The sequence below is a fragment of the Cohnella sp. LGH genome, from assembly GCF_017671885.1.
GTDB classification, from domain to species: Bacteria; Bacillota; Bacilli; order Paenibacillales; family Paenibacillaceae; genus Cohnella; species Cohnella phaseoli.
On record NZ_CP072117.1, the window covers coordinates 6,477,521 to 6,502,582 of the forward strand.

Sequence of the window (25,062 nt, forward strand, 5' to 3'; positions counted from 1 at the left end):
AAGTATTTTGAAGGGATAGAGATTTAGAGGTTTGGAGGAGGTGAGTCCCTTGCGTTATTTCGACTATCTGTCCCCGGAGCAGGAGAAAGATGTATTTCTTTATTCTCCGGGGGAATTCAGCAATCGTAACGACAGGGAAACTTTAGCTTATGCGGTAGGGGCCGCGTTGTATATGCCGGCGACTCGTTCCCGGATCGCGGAAGACATCGTAAATAAGAAAATTGCGGGACTTGTGTCTCTGGTCATCGATTTGGAGGATGCGGTGGCGGACAGCCAAGTCGACTCGGCCGAGAAAAATCTGTATGAGACGTTGGACAGGCTGTATTGGTATATGATCGAAGGCGAGCTTAAGCCGTCCGCGCTTCCGCTGATCTTCGTTCGGGTTCGCTCCGCGGAGCAGCTGCAGCGTCTGCTGAGCCGGCTTGAGGGACGACTGCATTTGTTGACGGGTTTTGCCTTTCCGAAGTTCGCAGCCGACACGGGAGAAGCCTATTTCCGCATACTGGAGGAGCATAATCGGAGCGCGGGGCCGAATGCGCCGACGCTGTACGGCATGCCGATTATGGAGACGGCGGAAGTGATTTACCGGGAAAGCCGGGTGCCCGTACTGCTCGACATCCAGGCATTGCTGAAGCGATATCAGCCCTACGTGCTAAATGTGAGAATCGGAGCGACCGACTTCTCCAGCATTTTCGGATTGCGGCGCAATCCCGACATGACGATCTACGATATCGGCGTCATTCGCGATTGCGTGACGGATATTATCAATATGTTCGGACGGCAGGAGGACGGCTTCGTGATTTCCGGACCGGTATGGGAGTATTTCCGAAGCGATCGCGTGCTTAAGCCTCAACTGCGAATGACTCCGTTCCAAGAGGCGATGGGCAAGGACGGACTGAAGCTGCGCATGTCTTATCTGGACAGATCTGTGGACGGACTTATTCGCGAGGTGGCGTACGACAAGGAGAACGGCATTATTGGCAAAACGATTATTCATCCGACGCACCTTCAGCCGGTACAAGCGATGTACGTCGTTACTCATGAGGAATATTGCGATGCGGCGAGCATTATCGCGAACAGTCAAGGCGATTACGGCGTGATGAAGAGCCAATACGCCAACAAGATGAACGAGATCAAGCCGCATTTGAACTGGTCCAACCGGATTATGAACCGATCAAAGATTTTTGGGGTGTTGCATGAAAAACATAACTTCACCAGCCTGCTCGTCGATCACGAGCCGGCAGGAGCGCTTGTATAGCATTATTGATGGGTTGGAAGTCGAAGTCACAGTCTCGGCCAATCCGTACGGGCTTGAGCTTGACCAATTGTTCGGAATGGCCGCGCGCATTAACAAGAAGCGCGGTTTTCTATTCGTAAGCAAGGTGCTGGGCAAGCATATTCCGGTCATTCCCGCACTGTCGTTGGGAGCCGGCGCGATGCTTGGCTGCCTCTACGAGGAGGAAGTGCTAAAGCGTCCTTCCGCACTGGCAGCGGAACGGCTGCGCGGCATGTTCGCGGGTAGAAGAGAGGCGGAAGAAGGTTATCGCAAGCTGATGGCGGACAAAATCCGCATCGACGAGCCGACGCTGTTCATCGGCTTCGCAGAGACGGCGACCGCGCTCGGACACAGCATGTTCGACGCCTTCACGGGCAGCGTTTCGTTCGTACATACGACGCGCGAGGAGATCGAAGGGCTTGTCCCGCCGATCCGGTTCGAGGAGGAGCATTCGCACGCGGTCGCTCATCGTTGCTATGTGCGCGATTCGTCCGTCTTCCGCAATGCGGCCCGCGTCGTGCTTGTCGACGACGAGATGACGACCGGCAAGACGTCGCTGAACATCATCCGCGAGCTGCACGAGGCTTACGGCCATCGCGACTTCGCCGTTGCCAGCCTGCTAGATTGGCGTTCCGATGCGGATCGCGATCGCTACGCGGAGCTGGAGCGCGAGCTGGACATCCGCATCCGCTGTTTGGCGCTGATCGAAGGATCGATCAAGGTGAACGGCAATCCGCTTGAAGAGGCGGCGCGAGGCCAAGGGGCGCCCGAGCCGCAGGAGGATTTCCGCTTGCTTCGGCACGACTTCTCAGAGATGTTCGAGCATGCGGGACAGTCGTCGGAGGAAGCGAGGCGATCGCCTCAGCTTCATTCTTACTTGCTGCATACCGGTAGATTCGGCATTAGCGCAGCCGACGGGGAAGCGCTCGACCGAGCCGTCGTCGAGGCTGCGGGACTGTTGGCCGCGCACAGAACGGGAAGCCGCGCGCTTTGTCTCGGAACTGGAGAATTTATGTACGTTCCGATGAGAATCGCCGAAAGAATGGGAGACGGGGTGTACGCCCAATCGACGACAAGAAGCCCGATTCATCCGCTGCGCAGAGACGGTTATGCGGTGACATCCGCTTATCGTTACGATTCGCCGGACGGAGAGGAAGTCGCTAATTTTATTTACAACGTCGAACCGGGCCAATACGACGAAGCGTTCGTCTTTGTCGAACGACAGTACGATCCGGCGCGAGGCGCACCGTTCGAAAGGGCTTTGTCCCTGCTTGGCGTGCCCGTCGTTCACTTGGTTACGTTCGGCGCATCAGACGATCGGAGGGACGGGGAATGAACCAGCTTCTGTCCATATACGAAGGCAATCTCGCCCAGCCGTCCTCTATTGGCAGCTACAAGCCGGAGGACGTCGTATTTTTATTGAAGGATTTAAGCAATGTCGAGCTGGAGCGCGGCACGGAGGACCGGGAGGAAGCGATCCAATCCGGGACGCATTATTCCGAGATGCTGCCAATCGAGTATCGGCCGTCGGACGACTATATACAGCTATACCGAGAGACGCTGCTTGCGACCGCGAACAAGGTGGCGGAGGCGGTCGCCGTCGTGTCGGAGCAGATCGTCGCGAGACGAGGCAAGTCCGTCGTGCTGGCTTCGCTGGCGCGGGCCGGAACGCCGATCGGGGTGCTGATCAAGCGCTACTTGCAGACGTTTCACGGACTGGACGTTCCCCATTACAGCATTTCTATTATTAGGGGCAAAGGAATCGACGAGAACGCGCTGAAATATATGCTGCGCCGCCATCCGGACGGCAACATCCAGTTCGTCGACGGCTGGACGGGCAAGGGCGCCATTCGCAAAGTGCTGATCGAAGCCTGCGGAAGCTTCAACGACCGCTACGGCGTTCGATTGAACGACGATCTCGCCGTGTTGGCCGATCCGGGCTGCTGCTCCGCGACGTACGGCACGCGGGAGGACTTCCTGATTCCGAGCGCCTGCCTGAACTCGACGGTGTCGGGGCTCGTCAGCCGAACCGTGCTGCGCGACGATCTGATCGGGCCGGACGATTATCACGGGGCGAAGTATTACCGCGAGCTGGCGGAGGATGACTTGTCCAACGAATACGTAGATACGATTGAAGCGCAATTCGAGGCCGTTCGCGAAGCGGCCAAGGCGAAGGCTGAACAGCTTCTCTCCGACGCCGAGGACCCTGTTACTTGGCAAGGGGAGCGGGACATTCGCGCCATTCAGCGGGACTACGGCATCGCCGACGTCAATCTGGTGAAGCCAGGAGTGGGGGAAACGACCCGCGTATTGCTGCGCAGAGTGCCGTGGAAAATTCTTGTGGACGATACGAGCAACCCTAATCTCGCTCCGATTTTGCTGCTGGCGGCGGATCGCGGCGTCCCTGTCGAGGAATATCCCGAGCTGACTTATTCCTGCTGCGGAATCATTAAGCCGCTCAAGGGGGAATCCGAATGATTTTCGCCTGCGATTTGGATCAGACGTTGATCTACTCTCGCCGTTCGATGGGACCTGTCGAGGAGAGCGAGCTTGTTCCCGTCGAGAAATACGAGGGCGAGGATCTAAGCTATATGACCCGCACCGCCTATATGCGGCTTCGGGAGCTGAGCCGGGAGATCGATTTCGTGCCGACGACGACGAGAATCTATGAGCAATATGCGAGAATACACGGACTGGCCGACGGCATCTCCATCCGTTACGCGATCGTAAGCAACGGGGGCCGGGTGTTGATCGACGGCCGGACGGACGAGCAATGGGACGGTCTGATCCGGGAAGCCGTACGTGCCGGAGCAGCTTCGGGCGACGAGGCTATGGCGCTGTTCCGCCGTCTCGCGGATGCGAGCTGGGTGCTCAAGGAACGATATTGCGATGAGCTGTTCCACGCCGTTGTCGTAGAGAGGGATCGCATTCCGCACGGCTGGATGGACGAGCTGGCGAGCGAACTGTCCGGCATGGGGTGGAATTGCTCGCTGCAGGGGCGCAAGGTGTATCTGGTGCCCGATCCGGTAAGCAAGGGCGCGGCTGTACGTTACGTGAAGGAACTGACAGGCGCATCGTTCGTATTCGCGGCCGGCGACAGCCTGTTGGACGAGAGCATGCTGCGGGTTGCGGACGAGGCGATGGCTCCAGGGCATGGTGAACTGTTCCGCAGTTATGGCAGCGGAAATGACGGAGCGATTCGCTTCTCGCGCCGCTCGGGAATTATGGCGGCGGAAGAAATATTGAACGCCGCGGCGGCTTGCAACAAGACGGAGGTGGCGGGATGACGAACATTTATTTTAATCGCTGGTTCTCCTCGGCGTATCACTACATTAACATGATCCGCGACAATCCGGACGGCCAGCGCTTTACCTTCTACGGCACGCATCCGGACCCGGGACATCTTGCTCTGCAAGCGTGCGACTACTCGGAGCAGGAGCCGGTGCTGCATGGCGAGGAGTACGTCGAGTACGCGCTGGACTTCTGTCGCCGCAATGAAATCGGCGTTTTTATCCCGCGGCTGAAAATGCTGGAAATCGCGAAGGAGGCTCGCCGCTTCGACGAGATCGGAACAAAGGTGATGGTCTGCCGCGACATCCCGCTGCTGGAATGCCTGATGGAGAAGGATCGTTTCTACGAGAGCCTGGCCGGCTCCGGCGTCGTGCCGCTTCCGGAATACGAGATCGCCGAGACGGCGGAGCAGTTCAAGGCTGCGTACGAGAAGCTTGCGGCGCGCGGCCATCGCGTATGCTTCAAGCCGACGAATGCAGAAGGCGGCATGGGCTTCCGAATCATCGACAACGAGCGAAGCGAGCAGGACAAGCTGAATGACCTGTATGGCTGGGTAAGCGCGGCGATTTCGTTCGAGGAGGCGTACGGGACGCTGTCGTCCGTGGAACGGTTTCCGCGGCTGATGGTGATGGAGCTGCTGCCGGACGAGGAGGTCAGCATCGACTGTCTTGCGGATGCGGACGGCAATCTGCTTGCCGCTATTCCGCGCCGCAAATCGTCGGGGCGAATCTACCTGCTGGAAGACAAGCCGGAGCTGCTCGAGATCGCTTCGCGGGTCGCGGCGCGCTGCCGCATCCCGTTCGTCTACAATATTCAGGTCAAGTACAACAATGGCGTCCCGAAGCTGTTGGAGATCAATCCGCGCATGTCGGGCGGTCTGTACATTACTTGCTTGAGCGGAGTGAACATGCCGTATTTGGCGGTGAAGGCAATTCTCGGACAACCTTTCGAGCCGCCCGTTCCGCAGTTCGGCATCCGAGCCAGCTACCTTGAGCTTCCCGTTCTCATGAAATCTGAGCATTAAAAATTGACGAGCGCTGCCGAAAACCATAAACTAAAGTCAAGGTTAACCGTTTGCGCCAGTCGGATTCGGTTGGATAGACAGGAGGTAACGCCTTGCTTCGTTCGAAATGGGGATTAGCGTTCATTATTCTCGGTTATGCGGGAGGATACATCTCGACTTTTTTCGTTCATGACGCGATCGCTCTTTTGTTTCCGATTGCGGGAACGATGCTGGCTTCGGTCATTCGGAACTCCGAACTCAAAATAGCCAGGCTGGCTGCGGAGCGGGATGCGGCGAATGCGGCAGCCGCGAGCGCGCAGCAGAGTCAGCAGATTCCGCCGCCTCGGGCGTTCGATATCGGCGGCATCCCCGCCAAGCAGCCGGAGCCGGAACCGCAAGCATCGGGGCTTGGGCCGGAGTGGGATTCGATTCTCGAGTATATCGGCACGATCGAGGACATGGTGCTGCTCGAAGGGAAGAAGGACAATCTCGACAACGAGATCGTGCAGCGCACATTGTCCCTTCTTGTCCGGTTGAACCGCGTCATTCCGCAATTAGTCGCCTTCAACAATGGGGACATCAACCACAAAATTCAGCGGCTCGTGCTTAAGGACCTGAACGGGGCGATCACGCCCTTCCTGCATTTGAGCGGTGAAGCGAAGCGACAGAATCGCAGACTGCTGCTCAACAGCCTTCGGGACATCGACAACCAGATTACGACCTACACAAGCTTCATCGAGCAGAAGGATTTGATGGAGCTGAAGAACAAGGCCGAGCTTATTCATCAGCGCTACGGCGCCGGTAACTAGTAGAGCGAGTTCAAATCGTCCGGTTTTAGCTTCGCGCTTATAATCGGAAACTTTGAACGACCTCAATATTCGATGGGAGGACTTATGCATGAGTACGCAAGCCATTTTGCTTAAAGATTCGGACGCCGTCAGAGTTCAGCAGGAAGCGCAATCGACGATCCAGCGCATTTCGGCGGCGGATGCCGGCCAGCTCGATTCCTTGATGGACGAAGTCGGCCGCATGGGCCAGAAGACGATGGAGAAAGCCGGAGCCAACCTGACGCTGCTGGAGCGCCCTCTTAACGATCTGCTCAGCGGCAAGCGCTCGGAGATTGCCGGGAACATTATGAAGCTTCGCAATGAGGTAGACGATCTGAACCGGTCGAAGGATCTGTCCGTTTTCCAGCGCATCCTTCGCAAGACGCCGATGAAAAACTACATCATGAAGTATCAATCGGTGCGGACGAACGTTCAGGCGATTATTTCGGCTCTGCGCAACGGCAAGGATACCCTAGAGGAGAACGTCGTGCACATGCGCAACCTGAAGCAGATGTGTCTTCAGGAAATGTACAATGTGCAGCAGCGCATTGAGTTGGGCAATCAGCTTAAGGTGTTGTTCGAACAGGAAATGGCCAAGCCCGAGAACGAGAGCAGAAAACCGCAGCTCGAAAAAGGCTTGCGCAAGGTCGTTACGAGAATTCAAGCGCTCACCGAGATGATTATGCTGTACCAGCAGGCGATTGCCGGCGCGGATATCATTAACGACAACAACGACAAGCTGATCGATTCCGTCGACGCAACGATCGACAAGACGCAGCATCTGATTACCGTGTCCGCGATGATCGCGACGGCGCTGGAAGACCAGATGAAGGTCATCGATGCGGTCAACGCGACGAACGACATGCTCGGCAAGCAATTTGCGGAGAATGCCCGCATGCTCAATGAGACGACGCAGAAGACGACGCAGGCGATGACAAAATCGGCGATGTCGATGGAACAGATTAATCAGGCGATGAACGATCTGACTTCCGCGATCAACCGGTGCGAGGAGTCCAACCGGACGATCATCGCTTCCGCTACGGAGCAGACGAGTCGTCTGCAGGAAATCAACAAGCAGATGGGTCAACGACTTGGCCTGCAGTCGGGCTCAAGCTCGGCGGCGCCGCAAGCGATGCTTCAAGAGCAGCCTGTCGGCAGCTTGATGGATTAAACTCAAGACTTAATATGCGATATCCCACCCGAGCACCGATGTGCGAAGTCATGTTGCCTTTTGAGCCTGATTTTTCCATCGACTCGGGTGTATTATTTAACGGCCGGTTAAGGCATATTTTTGTTCCCCACCCCAAACGCACCGCAAGTTACCTGAACCCCCACTTTCCACAGCATTCGGTTGTTCTACCCTCACGATTACTTTCCTGTTGTCTTAATACAATTGTAATACTTAGCTTAGAGAATCGTAAGTTATCCTCCTTATTCTAATCCATGTAAGAAAAAATAATGGAGGATGATAAACATGGTGAAAAGAAAACAAGGCACGACATTAATGATTATGGCGATATTGATGCTGTCGTTGGTATTCTCGGGAATCGCGAATGCCGCAGGCATTGCAACGATTAAAAAGGACGGAATGGAGCTTTATAACTTAAGACAGGCGGCGGAAATATACGGCTACAGCATACAATGGAACGCCAAAGAAAGATCGGTAACGTTGGCCTATAAAGGCAAAATGGACGATATGATGATGAAGGACGACGACACCATGATGAAAAACGACACCATGATGGAAGACGGCATGATGAAAGAAGAAACGATGATGGAAAGCGGCATGAAGCCGGCGGGAGAAATGATTAAGTTATGGATCGGTTCGAAAAAAATCGTAGTGGATGGGATGGAAGTTAGTCTGAGCACTGCCCCTATGATTTCCCGAAGCAGTACTTATGTCTCGGAAGCGTTCATTTCTCAATATCTAATGCCTGTCAAAGCTATGAAATAAATTTGAATAAGCAGGCTATCGCCATATGTTATGATTGTGTCAAATGTATTTTCGGAATATGGGGTGGGTCCGTGTGAATGATCGAGTGCTGGTTGCCGATGACGATACAAACATTACAGATGTTTGCCGCAGATATCTGGAAAGGGATGGTTATCTCGTCTCGACCGCGAAAGACGGCTTAGAGGCATTGGCGCTATGGCGCAGTCAAAAGCCGAACTTGATCGTCCTCGACCTGATGATGCCTCATAAAAATGGCTGGGAAGTGTGCAACGAGATTCGTCAAACCGAGGATATTCCGATTGTGATGTTAACTGCGCGCGGCGAGGAGCAGGATCGTCTGATGGGGCTGACTATGGGCGCGGATGATTACTTGACCAAACCTTTCAGTCCAAGAGAGCTCGTTTTGCGGGTGCAGGCTATCCTGCGCAGGATGCGTTATGTACAGGTCAAGCCCGTTGCAGCATCGGGGCACCTCATCAAATACGAAGGACTTACAATCGACACGGCCAAGCGAATTGTGGAAATCGGCGGGCAAGCCATTGAGCTTACGGTTACAGAATTTGAAATGTTGAGCTTGCTGGCCAGCCATCCCGATCAAGTATTTTCCCGAAATCAGATTCTGAGTAAAGTGTGGGATTTCAGCTATGAGGGAGATACAACTACCGTTACCGTGCATATTCGGAGATTAAGGGAGAAGATTGAACAGATTCCTTCCAATCCGAAATATATTAAGACGGTATGGGGTATCGGCTATAAGTTTGCGGGTGACGGCCACTTATGAAACTTCGTACTTACTTATTATTGTCCAGTCTGGCGGGGATTGGCGTACTCTTAATTTGTTTGTTTGTCAGTTATTCCAGAATGCTGCTCTCCATTGAGCAATTTTATTGGTTGTCCGGCATCACAACAGGAGTAGGCTTGCTTTCGTTTCTGCTTCAATATTTACTGACCAAGCCGCTTGAGAAATCCATCGCGCGAATTTCACAACAAACCATTCGAATTGCCGCAGGGGACTTCCATACCGAAGTCCCCTTGATCGGACCGCAAGAGTTTAAGCTTCTGGCGCAGCAATTTAATGGGATGAGCCACAAACTGAAGGAAAGCTTCGACAGCTTGCATCACTCCGAATCCGCTCGGAGAGAACTGATCGCGAACGTCTCCCACGATTTGCGGACGCCGTTGGCATCCATTCAAGCTTTTGTCGAAGCGTTGGAGGACGATGTCATTAAGGACAAAGACACCTTTCAACGCTACCTGAACACCATTCGGCTGGAAACCAAACGATTGGGCGGACTTATTCACGATTTATTTGAATTATCGAGTCTGGAAGCGAAGGGCGAAACTTTCGAACCGCAGCCCTATCATGTCGATGAACTGTTAATCGGTACATTGGAGAGCTTTTCATTTCATCTCGCCGAGAAAAAGCTGGACGTAGAGATCGATCTGCCCGATAAACTGCCGGCAGCGATGATTATGCCTGCGCAGATTAAGCGAGTTCTGTCCAACCTGCTGCAAAATGCCATTCAGTATTCCCCTGAGAACGGAAAAATCGGATTATCCGCCGCCGAGACGGGGCGATACTTGCGAATTTCGATTAGGGATGAGGGGCAAGGCATTGAAGCGTCGGAGACTTCGCGTATATTTGAACGGTTTTATCGAATTGATAAATCGCGCAGCAAAAACAATGGAGGCGCCGGGCTTGGCCTTGCAATCGCTCAGTCTATTGTTCAACTCCATGGCGGTGAAATTGGGGTATACAGCACTAAGGGAACCGGCAGTTGCTTCTGGTTTACGCTTCCGATCTATACGAGCTCCTAATCCTGGTGTTGAATAAGCCTTGTATCTGCAGGGGGTGATTGATGTTGTCCGGTGATTTTATCTTCCTTTTCGGCGTATTCGGCGCGGGTGTATTATCGTTTTTATCGCCATGTATTTTGCCGTTGCTGCCGGTATATATGTCCTATTTGTCGGGAAACCTCGTCGATGCTGCGGATCGGGAGCAGTCTGGCGTCGGCTCGGTTCGGTTTCGGTCCGCTTTTCTATTGCGCACGTTATTGTTTGTGCTTGGGCTATCCGCGGTGTTTATTCTACTCGGCTTTGGTTCCGGCGTTCTTGGCAAATGGATTTCAAGTCCGCGGTTTCTGGCGATTTGCGGAGCAATCGTTGTGCTGTTTGGGATCTATCAGACGGGATGGATTAAGCTGTCATGGCTGGAGCGGGAAAAGAGACTATCAAACAAGGGAATCGAACCGGGCGGATATATCGGAGCTTTTCTGCTTGGTTTGACCTTCAGCTTCGGATGGACGCCCTGCATCGGTCCCGTATTGGCTGCTGTACTTGGTATCGCGGCAGGTGAAGGTTCTCCTGTCTACGGAGGATTTCTCATGCTGCTCTATAGTCTCGGCTTGGCTCTTCCTTTCTTGGCGATCTCCGTATTTTCGGGGTATCTCCTCAAGCGAATCCGCCGTCTGTACAAGTATATGAGAGCTATTAAAGTGGCGTCAGGCTGCATTCTTATGCTGATGGGATTGCTGTTAATGACCGATCGGCTTAATACGATAGTGGGCTGGTTTCAATAATCAATCCATGGGGGAGTTCGGGATGAAAAACGCTTTGAAATGGGCGGGAGCTATGCTCGCGATTGTCGGCTTATTGTTGGCCTTGACCGCATGCGGTACGAAGCAAACCTCGCAAACATCCGAAATGAGCTCGTCAACCGGCATGAATAAGGGCGAGCCTGCGCCGCAGTTTTCATTAAGCAATCTGGATGGCGAGTCCTTCCGGCTAGCGGATTTCCAAGGACAGAAAGTATATGTGAAATACTGGGCCTCCTGGTGTTCCATTTGTCTCGCCGGTCTGGAAGACTTGAATACCTTAGCCGGTCAAGACCATGATTTTAAGATCGTCACCATCGTCGCACCGGGCTACAAAGGAGAAAAACCGTCGAAGGAGTTTACGAAATGGTTTAGCAAGCAGCCCTATGAAAACCTGAACGTTCTGTTGGATGAAAACGGGGTGTGGGCCAAGGAATTCCAAGTGAGAGCTTACCCAAGCTCCTTTTATATTGGCTCGGACGGAATTTTGGTGAAATCCGCTCCAGGTCATGCATCGAACGAACAGATTATGGATGTTTTGAAGGAAATGATGTGAGGAGGAATCACGTGATGAAAAGCGCCGGACTACGCTTATGTCTCCTTATTCTAGCCATAGCCCTATCTGCATGCGGAAGCAGGGAGGCAAGCCGTACTTCTTCCACGTCCTCCCCGGCAATCGAAGCGATGAGCCTGTCGGAAAATCATCTTGGAGACCTGTATTTGGCGGGAGGCTGTTTCTGGGGCGTGGAGGCGTTTATGTCCCGCATTAATGGAGTTCGGGATGTAACCTCGGGCTACGCAAACGGAGAAGGAGAAAACCCGACCTATAAAGATGTTATTCGCGGGGACCGGGGCTTTGCCGAGACCGTTCATGTGAAATATGATCCGGAGCAAGTTACGGTGGAGAAGCTGCTGGATTATTTTTTCAGAGTGATCGACCCCACCAGCGTGAATAAGCAGGGAAACGACCGAGGCATTCAGTATCGAACGGGAGTCTATTATACGTCGCCTGAAGATGCAGAGATCATTCGTCGGGTTGTAGCTCAAGAGCAAGAGAAGTATGACCAACCCATCGTAACGGAAGTGCTGCCTCTGCAGAACTATTATCTGGCAGAAGAATATCATCAGGACTATTTGGAGAAAAATCCAAACGGATATTGCCACATCGATTTAAGTATTTTGGATGGGCAGGAGATTTTTATCGATCCCGCGCATTACCCGCGTCCGACAGATGAACAATTAAAGGAAAGATTAACGAGCGAACAGTATGCGGTAGCGGTTAACAACGATACGGAGCATGCTTTCAGCAACGAGTATTGGGATAATTACGAACCGGGGATCTATGTCGATATTACAACAGGAGAACCGTTATTTAGCAGTCAAGACAAGTATGACTCCGGCTGCGGGTGGCCGAGCTTCACGAAGCCGATTGTCCCCGAGGTTGTAACCTATAAGGAGGACAAGAGCTTTGGGCTGGATCGCACGGAGGTAAGAAGTCGATCAGGCGAAATTCATCTCGGGCATGTGTTTGATGATGGTCCTGCAGATCGTGGCGGAAAACGGTATTGTATTAATAGCGCATCCATCCGATTTATTCCGCTCGACAAGATGGAGGAAGAAAACTACGGTTATTTATTGTCGTTTATGGAATAGAAACTTGGCAAACAAAAATAGATTTTTCCTATGACAACTTGTCTGCCATCATATTCCTGCTCTGCAGCGGATAGACTGTGAGTAACGAGAGCCTTCGACTCACAGAGAGGATGAGCGGCATGCTGATGAACGTGCTGGTCGGATTTGTGATCGTGTTTCTGATCGTGGCGGCCAGCAGCGAGAAGACGGAAGCCGTCGCCGAGACGATGGAGGAATAACGGAACCGAACGGTGTGCGCATGCAGGCAGAATATACAGGCAAGGCCGGTTGGCCGCCCTATTTGGGTCGGTCTGCCGGCCTTGCTGCTTAATGGACAAGTCTGTTACTGCCAGACTGCCTTGTCACTTGTCAAGAAAGCGTCAACTGAGATTGCAGATCCAATTGCCACGTGGACGAGTCAGTTGGGCGAACAGGTGCTAAAGCGGAAAATCCGCCTTAAATGCGGTCAACAGACCATTTTGAGGGAAATAGAGCGGATTGTCCGTTTTAAAATCGGGAAAAGTGAATTTTTTGAAAAATAAAGCGGGAAACCCGCCCTAATCTCGTCGAATCGATCCGGTATTCGAAAATAATGCGAAAAATCCGCTTTGTTCGGCAGCTATGAAATTAGGGAATCTCCGCGCACTCCGAATCTCTATCCTACGACTCTTAAGAGGTAAGACTAGTATTGCCTGACTATTCCGTTTATTATTAATTGAGAGAGATCAGATAGGAGAAGGAGGAGTCGCGCTCTTGGATTTTACCTTTGAAATTTTGGATTCCTCCACGATTAACCTTCGCTTCAATTACGGAGGAGCTTGGTTCGAGTTTAACTTATTTTATAGGGACGAGCAGTGGATTTTGCATCCTTACGACGCCACCTTGCTAGGGAACCCGGAGATGTGCCGCCTGGTCGTCGCCGATTTGCTCGGCAACAAAGTTTTTCAGGTAATGCTGGCGAAGCAGCGCATTTTGCTCTCGCAGTTGCGGACCTCTGTCGACGTTTCGAACGATCGCTTCGAGCGGATTCCCTCGGAACGAGTCGAACGGGATCGAGGAGCGGAGCAAGGTGTGGGGGACGAGATCGATCGTTGGGTGCAGCAGCATTCGTTGACGGAAATTATCGACCAGGAACAGCGGCGGGTTGAGGAGCGTCTACAGATCTATCAGACCGTGCTGCAAAAAATGTTTTATCAAAATCTGGGGCCCGGCGACGAAGAGTTCGATAAAGTACAGGAGATTACGCGGATCTACAAAGAAGCGTTCGGCAGGCTGGGCGAGCTGACGAGTAAAAGAGACAGCGACGGCTTTGGCGACGACTTCTCGCGCGGACGTCGATTTTAACTTATATTTAGGAGGATTTTCGTGAAATACGATCTGTTGTATCAGGGCGCTTTTGCTATGTTGAAGGTTGAACTGCAGGCCGGAGAAAGTGTTAAGGCCGAATCTGGGGCGATGGTCTCGATGTCTCCCAATATCGACGTTACAGGTACGGCCGACGGGGGCGTGATGGCGGGACTGGGCCGGATGCTCAGCGGGGAGAAGTTTTTCTTCCAGGAGCTGTCGGCGAACCGCGGCGGCGGAGAGGTGCTGCTCGCTCCATCGTCCATCGGGGACATTCAAGCCGTCGAATTGGACGGGTCTTACCGGCTGATGGTACAGAAGGACGGATTCCTTGCGGGAACGAGCGGCATTCAGGTTAATACGAAAATGCAAAATCTGAGCCGCGGCCTGTTGTCCGGAGAAGGCTTCTTCATTATCGAGATCAGCGGAAAGGGAACCGTGTTTCTATCTTCGTACGGATCGATTCATGCGGTAAATATCGAGCCGGGGGAAGAGCGGATCATCGACAACGGTCATCTCGTCGCTTGGCCGGATTACATGCACTATTCGATCGAGAAAGCTTCCAAAGGCTGGTTCTCCAGCATCACAAGCGGCGAAGGCCTCGTATGCAGATTCCGCGGCGAAGGGGTCGTGCTTATTCAGACCCGCAACCCTTCGGGCTTCGGCAGCTGGATTAGAAAGTTTATTCCGAGCAGATAAGTTGTACACAAAATACGTCTAAGAAATGTCGGTGAAGCCCTCCTTTTCGGATTAAAAAAAGGTTTTGCGAATTTTCTGTGAATATCGAACAGGAAGGCTCTATGATGGTATAATGGAGAATACTGAGATTTACGGAGAAGAGGTGCAAAGCCTATGGATATGCAGCCTGCAGTCGGCAGAGGTTTACCGGTCGTTTCTTACGAGCAATTATTCGAGCATTACAAAGATAAAATATTCAGCTTCGCATGGAAAATCCTGCGCAGCACAACAGATACGGAGGAGGCTGTGCAGGAGACGTTCCTTAAGCTCTACGTGAATTTCGAACGTCTCGATCCTGCAGGCTCAATCTCCTCTCTCATTTTCACGACGACAAAGAACATCTGCATCGACATGCTGCGCAAGCGGAAGACCAAGCTGACGCTCAACCATCCGATGATGTACCACGAAGGCTGGGAGAATCAGATTGCCGAAGCGAGCCGCCCGGAGGACGCGCTGATCCTGAAGGAAACCTCCGAGCATCTGCTCGCGGCGATCGATAAGCTGCCGAAGGCTTATCGGCTAATGGTGTATCAGCGGTACGTGCTGGATATGTCGATGGAGGAAATTGTGGAGATGAACCAGGTGAAAATGAATACGGTCAAGTCCCGCTTGAAGCGAGGACGAGACCTGCTCAAGAAGCATCTGGAGAAAAGTTGATCGGCAAGCCGAGAAGTCCGGAGCAAGCGGCGGACCTCTCGGCTTTCTTCTTGCCCGGACGTAATCGGATGGGCGCATATCGCAAAGGGAGAGACAGAAGATTGACGACAAGTATACGAGATCGCAACAACCTTAAAATTACGGGCGAAGGGGAGCGGACGATTGTGTTCGCGCACGGTTTCGGCTGCGATCAGACGATGTGGCGCTATGTCGCCCCACAATTCGAGCGGGACTACCGGGTCGTTATGTTCGATTACGTCGGCTCCGGCCGTTCCGACCATAGCGCTTATCGCGAGGACAGATACGGCAGCATAAGCGGCTACGCGCAGGATGTGCTGGAGATCGCGGAGGTTCTGAAGCTGCGGGATGCGATATTCGTCGGTCATTCGGTTAGCGGAATGATCGGCGCGTTCGCTTCGATCGAAAGGCCGGAGCTGTTCAGCCGTCTGATTATGATCGGATCGTCTCCGCGTTATTTGAACGATTTGCCGGATTATTACGGCGGGTTCGACGAGAGCGACATTCGCGGCCTGCTGGGAATGATGGAGATGAATTTTATGGGCTGGGCCAACTATCTCGCTCCGATAGTGTTGAACAATCCGAAGCGCGGCGATCTGTCGAATGAATTGGAGCATAGCTTCAGCTCCAGCGAGCCGAAGATTGCCCGACAGTTCGCCGAAACGACGTTCTTCTTGGACTTCCGCGAGCAATTGGGACGAGTGACGGTGCCTTCGCTTATTCTCCAGTGCGCGGAAGACAGCATTGCGCCGAAGGAAGTCGGAGACTATCTTCATGCCCATCTGAACAACAGCACGTTAAGCCCGATGCAAGCGAAAGGGCATTATCCTCACTTGAGCCACCCGGAGGAGACAACGAGGCTGATCCAAGCTTACTTGGCCTCTTAACATCGCGAGAATACGGAAGGGTTGCGAAGACATGGACGAGCTATTGAACGAAGCGCCGTGCGGGTATCTCTGTCTGAACGGCGCGGGCGAGATTCGGGAGATGAATCGGACGCTGCTGCGCGCATTAGGGTTTGAGCGGGAGGAACTGATCGGGCGGCATATGGAGACCATATTGACGGCAGCCAACCGCATCTTCTATCATACTTATTTTTATCCGATGCTCCAGCTCAATGGACAGGCAAACGAAATCTATCTCGGCCTGAAAACGAAGGACGGACAGGAGACGCCGGTATTGATGAGCGCGGCTCGCGCCGAGCGGGATGGGGAGACTGTCATCGACGGGTTTCTGCTGCCGATGAAGCAGCGAATCGATCACGAGCGGGATATGCTGGTCGCGGCCAAAAAGCTGGAGGAGCTTAACCGCGCGAAGGACGAGGCGCACGAGGCGCTCGTTCGGCTTCATGCGGAGCTGGAGGAGAAGCAGGAGAAGCTGGTGGCCGTCAATCAGGCGCTGGAGGCGCAGGCTTATACGGACGGGTTAACCGGAGCATGGAACCGCAGGCATTTCGAGACGAGCCTGGCCGCGAGCTTCGCTACGTACGAGCGTGCCGACGTTCCGTTTTCGCTGCTGCTGCTCGATATCGATTTCTTCAAAAAGGTGAACGACACGTACGGTCACCCCATTGGAGACGAGGTGCTCAGACGGCTCGCCAAGCTGCTGCGAGAGCAATCGCGCGACAATGATATCGTGGCGCGGTACGGCGGCGAGGAGTTCGCCGTCATTCTGGCGAATGCAGACCGGGACGCCGCCGTTCAGGCGGCCGAGCGCTATCGTCTGGCGGCCGAGCGGACGGATATGGGCGATCTCCGCATCACGATCAGCGTCGGAGCGGCAACGGCCGGCTGGGGAGATACGGCGCCAACGCTCATCGCCAGAGCGGATCAGGCGCTCTATCGGTCGAAGACGGATGGAAGGAACCGGGTCACTTTTGCTCAGGATAATGTAGGTTAAGTGAAAGATAGAATATTTGCATTCGAAGGGATGGCTTTGTGGCTTGGGAGAGTCGACAAATCCGTTCCCTTTTTCTATTTCAGGCTACTTTTTGTCGTGTGTTTGGTTTAATCTGTATAGAGTGGGGATTTTATTGAAAAAGGTGTGAGCCTGCTCATGCATACGATAGGGATTTACGACGAACGGGACGACGAATTTATTGCGGAACGGGACGATCAGTTGGCGCTGTTTCACCTTTTTTTGTCCGAGGAGCCAAGCGACGACAAACGAATCTGGAGCATCTACGGCACAGCCGGAACAGGCAAAAGCTTTTTGCTCGATGCGTACCGCAGGTTGGCGGAGCGGTCGGGGGCGCGGATGCTGCTGCTCGACAGCCGCGACTTCAACCATACGGCCGAGCAATTCTGCCAGCGACTGCTGCGCCAGATGAAGGGGGGGCAAGCAGAGGCGGAGAGAGGGCCGGATAGGCAGGGGGATGCGCTCGATACATGCTTGCACGAATTGCGCCGCATCTCCGAGACGGCCAAGGTCGTTATTGCGCTGGATACGTATGAAGAAATGGGCGAACTGGACGGATGGCTGCGCGAGCAATTTTGCAAGCGGTTGCCTCCCCGCGTTCTATTTCTCATTGCTGGACGATATAAGCTGAAGGACCAATGGATCGTTACGCCGGCGCTGCGCGAACGAATTCGCTACATGCCCCTCGACAATCTGAGCAGGACGGCATGCGGCGTTTATTTGCAGCGATTGGGAATGACGGATGACGAGCACATCTCGCGCATTTGGCACAAGACGCGCGGGCACCCGCTTGCGCTGTCGCTCGCCGCATTCGTTGACGCTCAGGCGGACTGGACGAACGGCTCGGCGGACGAGGCGGAATGGTTTGAGCAGTTGGCGAAAGCCTGGCTTCGCGAGGTGCCGGACGCTCAGCTGCGCCAACTGGTCGAGGCCGCCGCCATGCTGCTGCATGTCAATCGCGAAGTATTGCAGTTTATTATGGATAAGGAAATCGACGATGAGTCGTTCGAACGGCTGATTGCCCTGTCTTTTGTACGACGCACGAATCGCGGTTGGATGCTCCACGATCTCGTTAGAGGAACGATGCGCAAGCAGCTTGAGGAACGCACGCCGGTTTATTGCGAGAGGCTGAGGGGGAGGGCGGCCCAATATTTTGCGGCCCGGATTCGCCACTCGTCGACCTATCGCAATACGGAATGGGAAGTCGGGGAACTGCTCTACTATGTAGGAGGAGGACTCGTGCGTACCTCTATTCAGGCGCAGGCGCGCGGCCGTTATGCATGGGGGCCGTTGACCATGGCCAATATCGACGAGGGCGAACGCTATCTCAGCAGAAGGAATCAGGCGGCGACGCCGCTGGATTTGGTGCTGGTCGATCCGGAGACCGATGAACATTACGAGAACAGCGAAGCTCGTGAGGATATGGCTCTGGCGGTTAAAGATTTGGATTTGCGGGCATGGCTTGCGCTCGACCGCCGTTCGGCCATGCTGCTTCGGTCCGCGAGCGGGGAAGCCGTCGGACTGGCCGTCATTATTCCGATTCATGCGGCAACCTTGCCGGCTCTAAGCGCCGATCCGTTCGCCGGGCCATACCTGGCCTCGTTGACGCCCGCCGAATACGACAGGCTGAAGACTGCGCCGCTGGATCAGGCGGGATGGTTTATTCGCTCGATCGACTTCGTCGATTGGGGCAATCCGGATTTGGTTATTGAAGGTATGTTCCTGATGTTTTCTTATATGTATGCAGGGGGACTGTTCGTGACGTCTCCGCCTCCGGTGCCTTTTTTCGATACCGTTCATCGAGAGCTGGGGTTCCAGGACGTACCGGGTTTGCTGCACTGCAATTACGACGGGCGGACCCCGACGCCTACCTTTGTGCTCGATACGCGCGGAGAGAAGCTCGAACAATTTCTCGGTTTGCTGCTGAGGCGCAGCGGAGTTCCGCTCGAAGCCGAAACAACCGGCGGCAAGTTCGACGATCGGCTGACGGAACGGGAGCGGGAAGTGGTCTCGCTCGTGTTGGACGGGATGACGAACGCGGAGATTGCCGCCGAGCTGTATGTAAGCGAAATTACCGTTAAGAAGCATGTCAGTTCCATCTACAACAAACTGGCCGTCAAAGGCCGAGGCCAATTGATCAAGCTGCTTGTCGGGAAATCGAGCAGCGCCTGATCGGCTCTGGCCGTGTCCCCTCTTCCCCCAGCCTGTCTCGATTTCGAGGCAGGCTGGAGTCTCGTCATATCCTTTGTCCGGAAAACGCCGTAAGGCGTTTTTTTGCGTTGCGGCGAACCGATCGGATGCAAAAGTATACTTGCGTATAATATCGGGATTCGATCAACGGTGATAGAGTAAATTTCACATGGATGAGAGGAGAATGAACATGTCCAGAAAGATGATTGCAGGTTCCGCCATCTATTTTGTACTTGGCGCGCTGATGGGGATGGGGATGTCGATCAGCGAGGACTACACGCTTAGTCCGGTTCATGCGCATATTAACTTGCTTGGCTGGGTGTCTATGGCGTTGGGAGGAATTGTGTATCATCTGTTCCCGAATGCAGCGGCGTCCAAGCTTGGCAAATGGCACTTCTGGCTGCACATGATCGGCATTCCGATTATGATGGCTGGGCTTGCGGCCATGCTGCTGACGGGCGATAAGGCAATGATACCGATCGTGTCTGTAGGCAGCGTGATGGTCGTCGCAGGCGTCATCCTGTTCATGATCAATGCCTTTAAACATGTGCGGTAACACCGGCAACACTGCGCGGAAAGGAGAGAGGAAAGCGATGATGAGAGATTGGGGACGTAAAGCGTTAAAAGTGATGCTGGCTGTCGCCATCGGGCTCGGCGGATTAATGGCGCAAACCGCAGAAACGAGTCTGGTTGCAGCGGAGCGGCTGGCTGTCGACGAAGCTTCGGAAAGCATGATGCGCAGTCTGCAGGCGGTGCTTGAGCCGGAGTCGGTTGCAGAGCTGCAAGGCGAACCGGCTGAGGCGGACGGTGAAGAAGTCTCATCGTCTCCGCCCGGAAGTGTGAGACGCTGATGGAGCAGTTGGCTTCGGCCACGCGACAAGGGCGAAAGCCGCCTCTCTGCTGTTGAGAGTGCTCATAACGATAGGAGCTATTGAACAAGAATAGGAGTTGACAACAGTGTTGAAAAGTAAAACAAGCCGTTTGTTATGCACTTCGCTTTTATCCAGTACCCTTCTGATTGGAATGCTGCCCCCCGCGCCGTCGTATGCGGCTGTGCCGAGCGTGTCCGTGCAGAAATATATGATGGTCGATCAGTTCGGCTATTTGCCGAATGGCGACAAGGTCGCCGTGCTCGTCGATCCGCAAGTCGGGTTTAACAGCGCGGATTCGTACTCGCCCGGCAGCGTATTCGAGGTAAGACGCGTCAGCGACGATGCGGTCGTATTCACGGGAGCGCCGACAGTATGGAACAAGGGCGCAACCGAGCCGTTCTCGGGCGACCGGGGCTGGTGGTTCGACTTCTCGTCCGTAACGGAGGACGGCGACTACTACATCTACGATGTGCAGGGCAATTCCAAGTCCCATAATTTCCGAATCGCGGCGGACGTCTATCAAGACGTGCTGAAAGCGGCGATCAAGACGTTCTACTATCAGCGGATCGGCACGCCGCATCTGGCCGAGCACGCAGGCGCCGCCTTTGCGGACGGTCCCGCCTTCGTAGGCCCGCATCAGGATACGCAGGCGAGAAACGTATTCGATCGCAACAATCCGGCGACGGAGAAGGATCTGTCCGGGGGCTGGATGGATGCGGGCGACTATAACAAATATGTTACGTTTACGGCTCAGCCGGTGAACGAGCTGCTGTCCGCTTACGAGCGGGAGCCCGGCGCATTTTCCGACGATTACAACATCCCCGAATCCGGCAACGGTATCCCGGACATTCTCGATGAGGTGAAGTGGGAGCTGGATTGGCTGAAAAAGATGCAGGAAAGCGACGGCGGCGTTCTGCTGAAGGTCGGCGTGCCAAGCAGCGGCGGCATCGGCGAGTTCGCCAATCCGCCAAGCGCGATTACGCGGTATCGCTACTATTTGCCGAAAGCGTCCGCATCTACGGTCGTGACTTCGCTCAATTTTGCCCATGCGGCGCTCGTATATGAGAAATTCCCGACGCTGCGCAGCTATGCCGACGATCTTCGGGAGCGGGCGATTCAGGCTTGGGACTGGTATCGCGCGAATCCGAAGACGGCTAACGCCGACAACGGCGAGATCGAAGCGGGCGATGCGGATATGTCGCTCGAAAGCCAGGAACAGATCGCCACGGTTGCCGCCGCGTATTTGTTCGCGCTGACCGGCGATGCAAAGTACAATACGTACTTTGTCAACAATTACAAGCAGACGTGGGCGATGAGCGACGGCTATTGGGGCATGTACTACGGCGAGCAAGCGGATGCCGTCATGTTCTACACAACGCTGCCGAACGCCGATCCGACTGTCAAAGCGCATATTTTGGAAAGACGCGATGTGCAGGATTTCGATGAAAGATTTAATGATAACGACGATTTGTACCGCTCGTATGTACCGGGCTGGGCGTACCACTGGGGAAGCTTGCAAGTTCGGGCGCGATTGGGCGCAACCGCCTACGATTTCGTTCAATATGACGTCAATCCGAGCAAGCGGGACAATTTCGACAAGCGGGCGCAAAACACGCTGCATTACTTCCACGGCGTGAACCCGTTCGGCTTTGTCTACTTGACCAATATGGAAGAGTACGGTGCAGAAAACTCGATCTCGCAAATTTATCACAGCTGGTTTGCAGACGGATCGCAATGGGATCTGGCGCCTGCGGGATTCGTGCCCGGCGGGCCGAGCATGCAGTACAGCGGCACGGCTTCGCCGCCGCTGGGACAGCCGAGACAGAAGATGTACAAGGACTGGAACGGCATTGCCTGGGATTGGCCGCGGACGGTGGACGCTTCCTGGGAGATTACCGAGAATGGCATCTATTATCAAGCCGCTTACGTGAAGCTGCTGGCGAAGTTCGTATCCGCGCCTCCGCTGCCGACGGAGCCGCCTGCCGTACCTGTAGGGGAATCCGCGAACGCAACCGGCACGACGTCGATCGTGTTCAAGTGGAACAAGACGCAAGGCGCAGCCGCTTATGACATCGAAATTGACGGCGTCGTGCAGGACAATGGCCCTAGCTTATCTTATACGCACGAAGGACTTGGTCATGGCACAACGCATACGTATCGCGTCAAAGCGAGAAATACGCTCGGAGAGAGCGAGTGGAGCGCTCCGGCAACGGCGACGACCGAGGTGCCGCCTCCGCCACCGGAGACGCCAAGCGATGTGCTTGCGACGGCAACCGGCAGCTTTACGACGCTGCTGAGCTGGGATGCGATGGAGGGAGCGACAAGCTACGAAGCGGAAGCGGACGGCGTTGTGAAGAGCGTCGGCAATCAAACATCGGTGCTGTATAAGGGATTGGCTTCGTCTTCCACGCACAGCTATCGGGTCAGAGCGATCAACAGCGGAGGAGCCAGCGAATGGAGCGATCTGACGACGGTAACGACGCCTGAGGCTCCGCCGACGAGCGAGATCGATCTGTCGCATAACGGAACGGACGGCTATACATTTGGTCAAACCTGGGATCAGGTGAAGCGGTACCAGACGTTCGTAGCGGACTCTTACCCGACGTTGACGGGCGTAGAGGTGAAGCTCAGAAGAGGCGGCATGCCGGGCAACGTTACGGTTGAGCTGTACGAGACGAGCGATAACAAGCCTGTGGGCAATCCGCTGGCTTCCGCAACGATCGCGGCGAATTCCGTATCCGACGACGGCACGATCGTCCGTGCGCCGCTGAAGTATAGCGGATTGAAATACGATACGAAATACGCGATCGTGCTGGGCCAAGCGGCTGGCGGCGCAGGCGGCATCTACGAATGGCTGACCGAAATTGATGTGAACGGCAATCTGAATTTCGGCAAATATACGGGCAGCGAATGGGCTGACGAATCCCATATCGGCTACGGCTGGCTGAAGCTTTCCGTTGCGCAAGGCGGCCAGACCGAGCCGAACGAACCGAATGAGCCGGACCCGCAGGACCCGCAGGAGCATCAGATTCCGGCTGCGCCGATTGGGGTTCAGGCAACGGCCGTCGGCGCTTCCACGGTTCATGTCAGCTGGGAAGCGGTGCAGCATGCGGTCGCTTACGAGATCGAGGTGGACGGCTCCATCGACTATGAGCTGACGAATATCCCGGTTTACGTTCACGCCGGATTGACGGCGGGGTCGGCTCATACTTACCGCATTCGGGCGCTTAGCGGCGCGGGAGCGGGAGAGTGGAGCGCTCCTGTATCGGCTGTGACTGGAGAAGAGGCGCCGCAAGAGGCGTCGCCAATCATCGACGTTTCCCATCAGGGCACATACGGCTTTATGTTTGGCGAAACGCGGGATCAAGAGAACAGATACCAGACATTTACCGCGAATGCGAACCAACAGATGACCCATATCGAGGTCAATGTCAGAAAGTTCAACAATCCGAGCAGCTTGACGGCCAGCTTGTACGCGACCAAGAACAATAAGCCGATCGGAGAGGCGCTTGCGACGGTGGCTGTTAAAGCAAGCGAAGTTAGCGAAGACTATGCCATCGTCAGCATTCCGCTCGCATACGCCGGGCTGGAAAGCGGCGCAACGTATGCGATCGTGCTGGGTCAGTCGCAAACGTCCGATTTCGCCGGTTACGAATGGCTGACCTCGGAAGTGAGCGGCGCCCTGAAGTTCGGGAAATACAGCGGCGGCTCTTGGATCGACGAATCCGCCATTGGCGACGGCTGGCTGAAGGTTCACGTAGAGTAAGCGGCAGTGTTGAGCGTCTAGAGAGCTAGGGGCTGATCCATAAGTAGGGGCGTGCAAGATTATCGATGAAAAAAGAAGGGCATCTATCTCCTGGAGACTGCCTCATACGGTCCTGAAATGACCTTGTGACGGGTTTATTGGAATCATCGATCATCGTTCAGATCAGCTTTGATTACTTATGGGACATCCCTTAGAGCAGTGAGGGGAGAGCGAGGAGAATGAGCAAATCTTCATTGATTGCGCTCGTAACGGGCGCGAATAAGGGAATCGGCTTCGAGATCGCACGACAACTCGGAAAGCAGGGCATTACGGTGTTGATCGGGGCTAGAGACGAGAGGCGAGGGATGGAAGCGGAGCTTAGGCTTGCAGGCGAAGGCGTGGACGCCCGGTTTGTCCATCTGGATGTAACGGATCAGCAATCGGTCGAAGACGCCGCCGTCGCTATTCGCGGTCAATTCGGCAGGCTGGATATTCTCGTAAACAACGCGGGCATTCTCGTAGATGAGAAGCCCCCGAGCGACTACGACATTCGTTCCATGGTCGCCGTCTACGAGACCAACGTATTTGGTGTATTCCGCACAACGAAAGCGATGGTGCCGCTGCTGCTGGCGTCGGAGCAGGGACGGATCGTCAATATGTCCAGCTCGCTCGGTTCGCTGACGCTGAACAGCGACCCCAACTTTGAGCTTGCTTCCTTCCTGATGATCGGCTATAACTCGTCGAAGGCGGCAGTGAACGCTTTGACCGTTTTTTATGCGAACGATCTAAGAGAATCCGCGATCAAAGTCAATGCGGCCGACCCCGGCTATTGCGCGACTGCGCTTAACGGGTTCACCGGCATGCGAACGCCGGAGGAAGGGGCGCGGACAGCCGTCCGGCTGGCGACATTGCCAGCGGACGGCCCAACGGGCGGCTTCTTCAGCGACGCGGGCAGCTTGCCCTGGTGAGGGACTAATAAAAAGATGAGGCGATTTCTCCTGCCT

At 54.6% G+C, this 25,062-nt stretch carries 23 protein-coding genes; all 23 read left to right on the forward strand.

Going from position 1 to position 25,062, the window contains the following annotated elements; all coding sequences use genetic code 11:
- Positions 1-49 precede the first annotated feature (49 nt).
- The 23 genes from J4772_RS26960 (at position 50) to J4772_RS27070 (ending at position 25,026) form a co-directional block, all read left to right on the forward strand.
- Entirely contained in the window at positions 50-1,258 is a 1,209-nt protein-coding gene (locus J4772_RS26960; protein WP_209072217.1) for an HpcH/HpaI aldolase/citrate lyase family protein, read from the forward strand.
- Positions 1,197-2,612, forward strand: a complete 1,416-nt coding sequence (locus J4772_RS26965; protein WP_209072218.1) for a phosphoribosyltransferase family protein — start codon at positions 1,197-1,199, stop codon at positions 2,610-2,612. Before J4772_RS26960 ends, J4772_RS26965 begins: the two co-directional genes overlap by 62 nt.
- Complete coding sequence (locus tag J4772_RS26970; RefSeq protein WP_209072219.1) at positions 2,609-3,754, forward strand: cysteine protease StiP family protein; 1,146 nt, start codon at positions 2,609-2,611, stop codon at positions 3,752-3,754. The genes J4772_RS26965 and J4772_RS26970 overlap by 4 nt, the downstream gene beginning before the upstream one ends.
- Positions 3,751-4,563, forward strand: coding sequence for an HAD family hydrolase (locus J4772_RS26975; protein ID WP_209072220.1), 813 nt, complete (start codon positions 3,751-3,753; stop codon positions 4,561-4,563). Before J4772_RS26970 ends, J4772_RS26975 begins: the two co-directional genes overlap by 4 nt.
- Complete coding sequence (locus tag J4772_RS26980) at positions 4,560-5,591, forward strand: ATP-grasp domain-containing protein (RefSeq protein WP_209072221.1); 1,032 nt, start codon at positions 4,560-4,562, stop codon at positions 5,589-5,591. The genes J4772_RS26975 and J4772_RS26980 overlap by 4 nt, the downstream gene beginning before the upstream one ends.
- Before the next feature lie 92 nt (positions 5,592-5,683).
- On the forward strand, positions 5,684-6,379 hold the full coding sequence (locus J4772_RS26985; RefSeq protein ID WP_209072222.1) for a hypothetical protein: 696 nt from the start codon (positions 5,684-5,686) through the stop codon (positions 6,377-6,379).
- Positions 6,380-6,467: 88 nt separating this feature from the next.
- On the forward strand, positions 6,468-7,568 hold the full coding sequence (locus tag J4772_RS26990) for a toxic anion resistance protein (protein WP_116063765.1): 1,101 nt from the start codon (positions 6,468-6,470) through the stop codon (positions 7,566-7,568).
- A 303-nt stretch (positions 7,569-7,871) separates the two neighbouring features.
- A complete protein-coding gene (locus J4772_RS26995; protein ID WP_209072223.1) occupies positions 7,872-8,351 on the forward strand; it encodes a stalk domain-containing protein in 480 nt (159 codons plus the stop codon).
- Between the two features lie 73 nt (positions 8,352-8,424).
- Positions 8,425-9,132, forward strand: a complete 708-nt coding sequence (locus tag J4772_RS27000; RefSeq protein WP_209072224.1) for a response regulator transcription factor — start codon at positions 8,425-8,427, stop codon at positions 9,130-9,132.
- The gene (locus J4772_RS27005; RefSeq protein WP_209072225.1) at positions 9,129-10,169 is read left to right on the forward strand and encodes a sensor histidine kinase; all 1,041 of its coding nucleotides are present in this window, start codon (positions 9,129-9,131) and stop codon (positions 10,167-10,169) included. Before J4772_RS27000 ends, J4772_RS27005 begins: the two co-directional genes overlap by 4 nt.
- Positions 10,170-10,210: 41 nt before the next feature.
- Entirely contained in the window at positions 10,211-10,930 is a 720-nt protein-coding gene (locus tag J4772_RS27010) for a cytochrome c biogenesis CcdA family protein (RefSeq protein WP_247740862.1), read from the forward strand.
- Between the two features lie 22 nt (positions 10,931-10,952).
- Positions 10,953-11,501, forward strand: coding sequence for a redoxin family protein (locus tag J4772_RS27015; RefSeq protein WP_209072226.1), 549 nt, complete (start codon positions 10,953-10,955; stop codon positions 11,499-11,501).
- Between the two features lie 14 nt (positions 11,502-11,515).
- Positions 11,516-12,598 carry a peptide-methionine (R)-S-oxide reductase MsrB gene (msrB, locus tag J4772_RS27020; protein ID WP_209072227.1) on the forward strand — a complete coding sequence of 361 codons (1,083 nt, stop codon included), beginning with the start codon at positions 11,516-11,518 and terminating at the stop codon, positions 12,596-12,598.
- 732 nt (positions 12,599-13,330) lie between these two features.
- Positions 13,331-13,921 (forward strand): hypothetical protein, encoded by a 591-nt coding sequence (locus J4772_RS27025; RefSeq protein ID WP_116063764.1) that lies wholly within the window; start codon positions 13,331-13,333, stop codon positions 13,919-13,921.
- Between the two features lie 21 nt (positions 13,922-13,942).
- Positions 13,943-14,620 (forward strand): TIGR00266 family protein, encoded by a 678-nt coding sequence (locus J4772_RS27030; RefSeq protein WP_209072228.1) that lies wholly within the window; start codon positions 13,943-13,945, stop codon positions 14,618-14,620.
- A 153-nt stretch (positions 14,621-14,773) separates the two neighbouring features.
- A complete protein-coding gene (locus J4772_RS27035) occupies positions 14,774-15,316 on the forward strand; it encodes an RNA polymerase sigma factor (protein ID WP_116063762.1) in 543 nt (180 codons plus the stop codon).
- 101 nt (positions 15,317-15,417) lie between these two features.
- On the forward strand, positions 15,418-16,221 hold the full coding sequence (locus J4772_RS27040) for an alpha/beta fold hydrolase (RefSeq protein ID WP_209077467.1): 804 nt from the start codon (positions 15,418-15,420) through the stop codon (positions 16,219-16,221).
- A gap of 31 nt (positions 16,222-16,252) precedes the next feature.
- Positions 16,253-17,233: a sensor domain-containing diguanylate cyclase gene (locus tag J4772_RS27045; RefSeq protein WP_116063760.1), complete on the forward strand. Its 981-nt coding sequence runs from the start codon at positions 16,253-16,255 to the stop codon at positions 17,231-17,233.
- A 156-nt stretch (positions 17,234-17,389) separates the two neighbouring features.
- Entirely contained in the window at positions 17,390-19,423 is a 2,034-nt protein-coding gene (locus tag J4772_RS37420; RefSeq protein WP_209072229.1) for a LuxR family transcriptional regulator, read from the forward strand.
- Positions 19,424-19,625: 202 nt separating this feature from the next.
- Entirely contained in the window at positions 19,626-19,997 is a 372-nt protein-coding gene (locus J4772_RS27055; protein WP_116063758.1) for a cytochrome-c oxidase, read from the forward strand.
- 37 nt (positions 19,998-20,034) lie between these two features.
- Positions 20,035-20,292 carry a hypothetical protein gene (locus tag J4772_RS27060; protein WP_209072230.1) on the forward strand — a complete coding sequence of 86 codons (258 nt, stop codon included), beginning with the start codon at positions 20,035-20,037 and terminating at the stop codon, positions 20,290-20,292.
- A gap of 106 nt (positions 20,293-20,398) precedes the next feature.
- Positions 20,399-24,079: a glycoside hydrolase family 9 protein gene (locus J4772_RS27065; RefSeq protein WP_209072231.1), complete on the forward strand. Its 3,681-nt coding sequence runs from the start codon at positions 20,399-20,401 to the stop codon at positions 24,077-24,079.
- A gap of 218 nt (positions 24,080-24,297) precedes the next feature.
- The gene (locus J4772_RS27070; protein ID WP_209072232.1) at positions 24,298-25,026 is read left to right on the forward strand and encodes an SDR family oxidoreductase; all 729 of its coding nucleotides are present in this window, start codon (positions 24,298-24,300) and stop codon (positions 25,024-25,026) included.
- Positions 25,027-25,062 lie beyond the last annotated feature (36 nt).